Annotated in this window: 1 protein-coding gene; it reads left to right on the top strand. The window is 57.4% G+C overall.

Annotated features, from left to right (window positions below):
- Positions 1–7 precede the first annotated feature (7 nt).
- A partial coding sequence (locus tag BZK31_RS28430) for a GIY-YIG nuclease family protein (protein WP_167378134.1) occupies positions 8–671 on the top strand: 664 nt, incomplete at its 3' end.

Raw genomic sequence — 671 nt, 5'->3', positions numbered from 1 at the left:
CCTGAACATGACCCAGACTTTTGATCCAAGTGCCTTTCTCGCGACCTGCAGTGGTCGCCCCGGCGTTTATCGCATGTTCGATGCCGAAGCGAAGCTTCTGTACGTCGGCAAAGCCAAGAACCTGAAGAAACGCCTCGCCAGCTATTTCCGCAAGACCGGGCATGCGCCCAAGACCGGCGCGCTGGTGGCGCGCATCGCCCAGATCGAAACCACCATCACCGGCAATGAAACCGAAGCCCTTCTACTCGAGCAGACGCTGATCAAGGAGTGGCGGCCGCCGTACAACATTCTGTTGCGTGATGATAAGTCGTACCCGTACGTGTTTCTGTCCGACGGCAAGTTTCCGCGCCTGAGCATCCATCGCGGCGCCAAGAAGGCCAAAGGCCGGTATTTCGGGCCTTATCCCAGTGCAGGTGCCATCCGGGAAAGTCTGAGTCTGTTGCAGAAGACCTTTCTGGTTCGTCAGTGTGAAGACAGCTACTTCAAGAACCGTAACCGGCCGTGCCTGCAGTATCAGATCAAGCGCTGCAAAGGGCCTTGTGTCGATTTGGTCGAGCCGGAGGTGTACGCCGAAGACGTGCGTCACTCGGTGATGTTCCTTGAAGGACGCAGCAATGCGCTAAGTGATGAGCTGAACGCGGCGATGGAAAAGGCGGCGATGGCCCTTGATT

It is taken from the genome of Pseudomonas floridensis (assembly GCF_002087235.1).
Taxonomy (GTDB): domain Bacteria; phylum Pseudomonadota; class Gammaproteobacteria; order Pseudomonadales; family Pseudomonadaceae; genus Aquipseudomonas; species Aquipseudomonas floridensis.
The sequence above is the reverse complement of the archived record's forward strand: the minus strand, read 5'-3'. Positions and strand labels throughout refer to the sequence as shown.